6 protein-coding genes and 1 pseudogene are annotated in these 8260 nt (G+C 38.2%); all 7 read left to right on the forward strand.

The genetic code is table 11. The features are described 5' to 3' along the window. The coding region (locus PXG98_RS16335; protein ID WP_276392923.1) for a T9SS type B sorting domain-containing protein at window positions 1-575 on the forward strand (575 nt) is incomplete at its 5' end. A gap of 2 nt (window positions 576-577) precedes the next feature. Next, window positions 578-1543, forward strand: coding sequence for a PorP/SprF family type IX secretion system membrane protein (locus tag PXG98_RS16340; RefSeq protein WP_276392924.1), 966 nt, complete (start codon window positions 578-580; stop codon window positions 1541-1543). Between the two features lie 10 nt (window positions 1544-1553). Continuing rightward, complete coding sequence (locus tag PXG98_RS16345; RefSeq protein WP_276392925.1) at window positions 1554-3488, forward strand: OmpA family protein; 1935 nt, start codon at window positions 1554-1556, stop codon at window positions 3486-3488. A 202-nt stretch (window positions 3489-3690) separates the two neighbouring features. Continuing rightward, window positions 3691-5688 (forward strand): C-type lectin domain-containing protein, encoded by a 1998-nt coding sequence (locus PXG98_RS16350; RefSeq protein ID WP_276392926.1) that lies wholly within the window; start codon window positions 3691-3693, stop codon window positions 5686-5688. Window positions 5689-5694: 6 nt separating this feature from the next. Continuing rightward, a complete protein-coding gene (locus PXG98_RS16355) occupies window positions 5695-6708 on the forward strand; it encodes an Ig-like domain-containing protein (protein WP_276392928.1) in 1014 nt (337 codons plus the stop codon). A gap of 517 nt (window positions 6709-7225) precedes the next feature. Continuing rightward, a complete protein-coding gene (locus PXG98_RS16360) occupies window positions 7226-7459 on the forward strand; it encodes a hypothetical protein (RefSeq protein WP_276392930.1) in 234 nt (77 codons plus the stop codon). A 7-nt stretch (window positions 7460-7466) separates the two neighbouring features. Further along, window positions 7467-8260 (forward strand): annotated as a pseudogene (locus PXG98_RS16365) (hypothetical protein); the annotation flags it as partial.

The raw sequence follows: 8260 nt of genomic DNA on the forward strand, positions 1-8260 counted from the left end.
ACGATACCGACGGAGATGGTTTGGATGATGGCTATGAGGGCAGTGATATAAATGATGGTTTTGATGTAAATGATGAGATAGACGATCCTGCGAACGACCTACCGGATACAGATGGTACGGAGGATGTTAACTATCGGGATTTAGACGATGATGGAGACGGGATGAACACCCCGGACGAAGATGGAGACGGGAATATGGATCCTACCAACGATGACATGGATGGTGACAATACACCAGATTATTTAGATCCTATAGATGATACTCCTGAAATTGGTGAAGTAGAAGTAAATCAGTTGGTTACTCCAAATGGAGACGGCAAAAATGATTTTCTTTTTATAAATGGTGTAGAAAATGCAGAAAATAATTCTCTCCAGATTTTTAACAGATGGGGCGTTTCTGTTTATGAGGGAAGAAATTACAATAATCAAAACAATATTTTTGATGGAAGATCTCGGGGCAGATCAACCATCAGTGCAGAAGACCTTCTGCCCGCAGGAGTATATTTCTACATTTTTGAATATCAAAAAGATCAGGAAAGTGTTACAGACAGTGGATATCTGTATATAAGCAAATAAACATGTTTAGGACTAAAGGAAAAAATAAGCAATACCTAATTACTATGGCCTTATTTATGGCAGTGGTAAGTGGTGCTTTTGCCCAACAGGATGCACAGTACACCCAGTATATGTACAATACTATGAGTGTAAACCCTGCCTATGCAGGATCAAGAGGACAGCTTAGTATTCTAGGCATGTATCGCTCGCAATGGGTGGGTTTAGAAGGATCTCCAGAAACATTTACCTTTAATTTACACTCCCCTATAAGAAACAGCAAACTGGGATATGGCGTTTCCATTGTTAATGACAATATAGGAGATGGTGTTGTGCAGGAAACATATCTTGATGGAATCTTATCCTATACTATTGATGTATCCTTAGAGGGTAAGCTGTCTTTTGGACTAAAGGTCGGTGGTAGTTTGCTAAACCTTGATTTTAATGGGCTAAATAACTTTGATCAAGAACCTATTCAGGGTGACAATATAGATAATAAGTTTTCACCAAATTTCGGTTTAGGGGTCTATTATCATACCAATAAATTCTATGCCGGTCTTTCCGCCCCCAATCTGGTAGAATCAAATTATTTTGATAACTCACAACAAGATGCGGAAAGTGTACAATTCTTATCCACAGAAAAAATAAACTTTTACCTAATTACAGGTCTGGTCTTAGATTTGAGTTACAATTTGCAATTTAAACCAGCTCTTTTAACTAAAGTTGTGGCGGGAGCTCCATTACAACTCGATTTGTCTGCTAGTTTCTTATTAAGTGAAAAGTTTTCATTTGGAGTGGCATACCGCTGGGATGCCGCCTTTAGTGGATTAATAGGATTTCAATTATCAGATCAGTTAATGCTAGGATTGGCCTATGACAAAGAAACAACTGAATTAGGAAGTACACGGTTTAACGATGGATCTTTTGAAATATTTCTGAGATTTGAGTTATTAAAATCATACCAACGTCTAGTGTCCCCTAGATTCTTTTAAACAATACTATATGGCAACTAAACGATTTTTATTCTCTTTAGTCTTGTGTTTTTTCATAGTACTGGTAAAGGCACAAGAGAAATATGTCACTATAGGGGATGCTAAATATGAGGAGTATTCTTTTAGCCCCGCTATTGATATTTATGAGAAAGTGGTAGAAAAAGGATATGTCAATCAAGATATTTTAGAAAGACTTGGAAATTCTTACTATTACAATGCAAATTATTTGGCAGCTGAGAAGATATTTGCTGAACTCATAGAGCGCTATGGTGAACAGACAACCGCTGCGTACTATTTTAAATACGGACAAACTCTTAAAACTCTTGAAAAATATAAGGAGGCCGATTCTGTATTAACAAGGTTTTCCCAATTAACACAAAATGATTCTCGTTCAAACCTATTAGAGAACTCAAATGACTACTTGGCAGAAATTAAGGCTAATTCCGGCAGATATAGAATAGACACGTTTAATTATAATTCAAGATATTCTGATTTTGCGCCGGCATTTTATGAAAAAGGGTTGATTTTTTCTTCAGATCGAGATACAGGAAATTTAGCCAAATATAGACATACGTGGAATGCTGGTGATTTTTTAGACATTTATAAAGTTAGAATAGACAGTGCCAAAGCAAATCCAGTCTCGAAAATGGAAGTCTTAAACACACGTCTTCATGAATCTTCCTCTGTGGCCACAAAAGATGGTAAAACCATATATTTTACACGAAATAACTATGTGGAAGGTAAATACAAGAGAGATACCGAGGGAATTATTCGTTTAAAGATGTATAAGGTAGTTTGGAAAGACAGTATCTGGTCTGATCCTATTCCTTTACCCTTTAATAGTGATAACTATTCTGTGGCACATCCAGCTTTAAGTGCAGACGAAAAAACACTGTATTTTGCTTCAGATATGCCAGGTTCTCTTGGCGAATCAGATATTTTTAAGGTTTCCATAGCGGATAATGGAAGTTTGGGTGTGCCCGAAAATTTAGGATTTCCTATAAATACCGAGGCTAGAGAGACATTTCCCTTTATTTCCGAAGAAAAGGTTCTGTACTTTTCTTCCGAAGGTCACCCTGGATTGGGAGGTTTAGATGTTTTTGCTATCAAAATTTTAGATAATGGCTACTCCAAAAAAGTACTTAATGTTGGGGAGCCAGTTAATAGTAGTTGGGATGATTTCTCCTTTATTATTAAAGACAGCACAAAACAAGGGTATTATGCCTCAAACAGACCGGGAGGCCTAGGTGCAGACGATATTTATGCTTTTGAAGAATTAAGGCCGCTAAATTTTGAATGCGAACAGCCCGTTACGGGAACGGTTCGGGATAAAATAACCAATGCAATATTAGTTGGTGCAACCGTCAAAATAATTAACGAACAAAACGAGGAAGAACAGGCAACCATTACAGATGAAGACGGGAATTATACACTGATCTGTGATTGTAATAAGGGTAATTTTGTCAGGGCACAAACACAAGGATATTTACCTGCAGAAGAGTATTTGCCCAGCTCTGATGGGAAGCCTCAGATTGTTGATTTTTATTTGGAAAGAGAACTTGTGGAAGCAGGTTTTGGGGATGATTTGGCCAAGTTATTGCAGCTCAGTACCATTTATTTTGATTTTGGAAAATACAATATTCGACCTGATGCCGAAGTTGAAATTCAGAAAATAATTGTAGCCATGGAAAAATATCCTAGCCTAAAAATCAAAGCCAATTCCCATACAGATAGTAGGGGTAAAGATTCTTTCAATTTATGGTTGTCTCAAAAAAGGGCAGAGGCAACGGTTGCATATATGATTTCTCAAGGAATTGCAGCTGAGCGTTTACAAGGACAGGGATATGGCGAAACTAAGTTAGTGAATCAATGTGACGATGGAGTCCGCTGTACTGCAGCAGAACATCAATTGAATCGAAGATCGGAGTTTATAATATTGAAATAAAGAATTTAAACAGTGGAAAGCGATTAATGCGGATACTGAAACACTTCGATACATACTTCATTTGAACAGTGTTTAATAGTATTAATTTTAATTAAACCTCTGTTTATGTCCTATTTATGTCTAAATTCTTGCCGTACACAACAAATATTTAACCAAGCTTTTTCATAGAAGTATATTTGATTTGATAGGATAGGTAGTTTAAATGAGCCTTACTATCACTCAAAAAATATTTTCATTATTCATGAGGGGGCTTGGGAATCTAAAATTTTATCTTTTAATAGCATATCTTTTTGGTTTTGCAGTTTTTTTGCAAGGGCAGGAGACCTATATTGATAATTTTAGTTCTGTTTCCTATTCAAACAATGATGGTACGGCCAGTTTTGCTAGTGGGTGGGTTGAAACTAATGAAGGCACAGATCCTTCAGGTGGAAGAATACTAATTAATAGCAATCAGTTACGCTTCCGAAATTTAGATAGCAGGTATATCTCAAGAACTCTCGATTTATCTGCTGCTACTTCAGCAACATTAACACTAGATTACAATAGAACAAGCGGAAATGAGTCTATCTTGGTCCAGTTATATGATGGCAGTTCATTTAATACTGTTGCAACGTTAGCAGGCACCGGTTCAGTGAACTATTCATTAAGCTCAGCTGAAATGTCGAGCGCATCAGAGATAAGATTTATCACAGGAAGTGGAAATTGGAGTAATAGCGAAACTATTTTTGTAGACAACGTCCAATTTATTGCCGTGGTGTCAATTCCAAACGATCCCCCTGTACTTACAGCAACAGGAAATCAAACCTATTGCATAGGAACGTCACAGCCAATAGTAGAAACAATTAGCATAACTGACACAGATGATACAACCACAAGCTCGGTATTTATTCAAATTTCAAATGGTTATGTAAACGGAGAAGATTTGCTTACCCTAACTGGGACACATCCAAATATAACGTCTTCCTGGGATCCCGTTCAGGGCGAATTATCCCTAACCGGACCGGCATTATATACAGAATTCGAAACAGCCGTAGCAGCTGTAGAGTTTTCCAGTAGTTCTTTGTTGCCATCAGGAATACGACAATTTTCCATTACTGTCGGGGAGGCAAATTATTTACCTCCAACCGGACATTATTATGAATATGTGCCAAGTTTAGGCATAACTTGGACTGCCGCAAGAGACGCTGCCGCGCTGAGCACTTACTACGGATTGCAGGGCTATTTAGCCACCTTAACTTCACAAGTTGAAGCTGATTTTTCTGGTTCACAGGCCACAGGTGTGGGGTGGATAGGAGGAAGTGATGCTGCAACCGAAGGCGTTTGGTTATGGGTCACAGGACCTGAAGCCGGCACTAATTTTTGGAATGGAACCGGAGGAGGGAGTACACCTAATTTTGCATTTTGGAACACAAACGAACCAAATCAGTCTGGTGATGAAGACTATGCCCATATTACACATCCTAATGTAAATCCAAATGGATCCTGGAATGATCTGACGAATACAGGAGCCGCTTCTGGTAATTACCAGCCACAAGGTTATGTGGTGGAATATGGTGGAATGCCTGGAGATCCGGTCCTTAATATTACTGCTACAACTACCTTAAATATGGACACTGAAGACCCTACGGCGAGCAATCCAGGGGCTGTTACGGTTTATTGTAGTAGTGATATTCCGACACCGAATAGTAATGTAGTGATAGATGAGGCAGATAATTGCACTGCCAACCCCACCGTAGCCTTTGTAAGTGATGTAAGTGACGGGGGGAGTAATCCGGAGATAATAACACGAACTTATAGTGTAACTGATGATGCTGGTAATAGCATAAATGTTACCCAGACCATTACGGTCTTTGATATAGTGATAGATACGCCTCCCGCTGCTCAGACTGTTCTGGTAAATGATAATGGAGTTTTTACTGTTAGTACTAGCAATGCGGATAGCTATCAATGGCAAGTAAGTACCAACGGCGGAGGACTGTTTACGGATATATCAGATGGTCTGGAGTATTCAGGAAGTAGCACCAATACATTGAATGTTTTGTCAGTAGAAATCGACAAGAATGGATATTTATATCGCGTATTAGTTTCTAATTCTAGCGGTAGTTGTCCGGCAATTACTTCCAGTGCGGCTCTCTTGTCTGTCCGAATTGGCTCTGTTATTACCAATCGCAGAATCACTTATAGAGTTAATAAGTCGTAGGTAGTTATGATTATTACTGTGATAAAATCGGAAAACAACCTAAAGATATTTATTCAATGTCTCCTCCTAGGGCTCTGTACTTTTAGTTATGGACAAAATGTTGCGCCTACAGCTTTACCAGATTCATATAGTAGTTTTTTAAACCAAACTTTAACTATTGATGTTGCAACAGGTTTATTGGCAAATGATAACGACCCCGATGGCGGTGTGCTTACTGTTAACCCTACTCCAGTAAGTGGTCCAACTACCGGTACTCTAAGCTTGAATACAGATGGGAGCTTTGTTTTTAACCCTTTAATTGGGAATACAGCAGATGTTACCTTTGAATATCATGTTTGTGATGATGGAACTGCCAATCAAATTGTATCCCACTTCGACTTTGACACAGCAACTTTAATTGATGCCACTGTAGGTCCGGATGCAATTGCAGTAAACCCTTCTGCCGTTCAAACGGCTTGTGGAATTAGAATTGGAGCAGGTGCCGGTGGAAGTGCGGGATTAGATTTTGAAATCCCTAATACAGGCGGGATCTTCAACTTTACTAGTTTTAATATAGAATTCGACTACCAGGATAATGAAAATACAGCGGATATTATAACAGCCGGAAACTTCCGGATCTATCATATTACAGGAAATGAAGTGGGATTAGCCATTACCGTAATAGATGCTAATACGGGTACCAGCACTACTTATACCAGGAATTTAGGAGGTTTTTTAGCAGGTAATGTTACTTACAGTATAGAGTATCAAGAACAAACAGGGGATATTGTTTATACTGCAAATGGGACAGTTACGACTTTTTCTAATGTTGCCCCGGACTATTCCCCTTTAGATACCTCCTTGGCCTCAAACCCAATTGTAGGGCGGTTTATGGATAACTCAGGGGGCCCTGATCCTTCCATATGTAGAGTTGTTTTTACCGATACTAGTATTCTTTGCGACATAGCTACAGCAACCATAAACACCCTTACTTCAGTAATAACCAATCGCAAGATTACTTATAGAGTAAATAAGAATTAAACATAGATTATATTGCCAATAATCTATCGATTTAGAGTCTAAATAGTATTTAATTAGCAGATTGCTATGGACTCTTTTTGCGCCTAATTCTGAAGTGCTAATCAAAAATTTTTTCTTATTATCCTCCTCAATTTATCAAGAATTTAGCCTCCTAGTCTTCATTTTTGAACCTTTCGTCCAACAAGTTTTATCCAACCAATTTTAAGGAAATAAAGGCCATTTATTTTACAATATAACCCTTGTTAGAAGCTCTGATTATCGTTCCAAATTTTGACGTTTTTTCTTACAAGTTGGCTGCTGTTAAGTATTGTTATTATTGGGCTAATCGATTAACGTCATTCGTCAAATTCTCCAAAAATATTTACAATGACCTCACTTTTTTAGGCATATACCTTGTTAATACCTACTTACACAACAATTATTTTTCCAAGGGAAGCATACCTCTAATTTTGTAAAGTGTAATTAAACCATTTTAAGAACCAAAAATTGATTTAAGGTTTAATCCAACCCCCAGATTATGAATAACTTGACCGAATTTGTAAAAATAGAAAAGCGAGCAGAATCCTTAGTGTATTCCAAAAAGGTCTCTCAATTCGTCCATTCTTCTTTTCGGAAAGGTGAAGCCAATTCTTTAAATCAATTTGCAAATGTTCATAGCAAACTATTGAATTCAAAAAATACTTGGGTTTCTGAGAAACCGTCAAATGCAATTGCATATTTCAGCTATGAGGTTAACCAACAAAAAAAATAAAATAGTCATGGATAAGAGACTGTTAATTTTAGTATTTCTAATATCCGGATTTGCCTATTCGCAAACAACAGTCACGTTGCAGGATCAATGTAATTGTGAAGTGTTAAGTGGAACGGCTGTATCCGCGGCAGGAGGAACAACCCCTGCCGGAGCAGATATTGGAGATATCTATGTAAATACAAATACCGGGGTAATATTCTTTTGGGATGGAAGTAGCTGGGAACTTACATCTTCTGATGACCAACAGCTTCAGAATTTCAACTTTAATGGTACAACCAATACACTTGAATTAACCATTGAGAATGGAAACACCATATCTGTAAACCTGTCTTCTTTGAACAATGCGGGAACAGATGATCAGTTGGCGGCCGAAGTGCCATATGACAATACTACCTCTGGCTTAACGGCCACGGATGTACAGGCGGCCATTGATGAGATCAATGCTGCAGCAGGGACGGTTTCTTTAGTAGATAATGGCGATGGCACCTATGATTTTACAGATGCTGGTGGACTTACTACTACCATTACGGATACCTCTATTTCTACCCTTGCAGATAATGCAGATGGTACTTATACGTATACTGATGAGAGTGGCACAGCACAAATAATTGATACCAATGCAAGTGCTAACCCATATGACAATACTACCTCTGGCTTAACCGCCACGGATGTACAGGCGGCTATTGATGAGATCAATGCTGCAGCAGGGACGGTTTCTTTAGTAGATAATGGCGATGGCACCTATGATTTTACAGATGCTGGTGGACTTACTACTACCATTACGGATACCTCTATTTCTAC

Origin of the sequence: Eudoraea chungangensis (assembly GCF_029360665.1) — a bacterium.
GTDB classification, from domain to species: Bacteria; Bacteroidota; Bacteroidia; order Flavobacteriales; family Flavobacteriaceae; genus Eudoraea; species Eudoraea chungangensis.

Excerpts from the sequence above, each read along its gene's own strand:
- PXG98_RS16340 (WP_276392924.1), top strand. The coding sequence starts at position 578 with ATGTTTAGGACTAAAGGAAAAAATAAGCAATACCTAATTACTATGGCC.
- PXG98_RS16345 (WP_276392925.1), top strand. The coding sequence starts at position 1,554 with ATGGCAACTAAACGATTTTTATTCTCTTTAGTCTTGTGTTTTTTCATA.
- PXG98_RS16350 (WP_276392926.1), top strand. The coding sequence starts at position 3,691 with ATGAGCCTTACTATCACTCAAAAAATATTTTCATTATTCATGAGGGGG.
- PXG98_RS16355 (WP_276392928.1), top strand. The coding sequence starts at position 5,695 with ATGATTATTACTGTGATAAAATCGGAAAACAACCTAAAGATATTTATT.
- PXG98_RS16360 (WP_276392930.1), top strand. The coding sequence starts at position 7,226 with ATGAATAACTTGACCGAATTTGTAAAAATAGAAAAGCGAGCAGAATCC.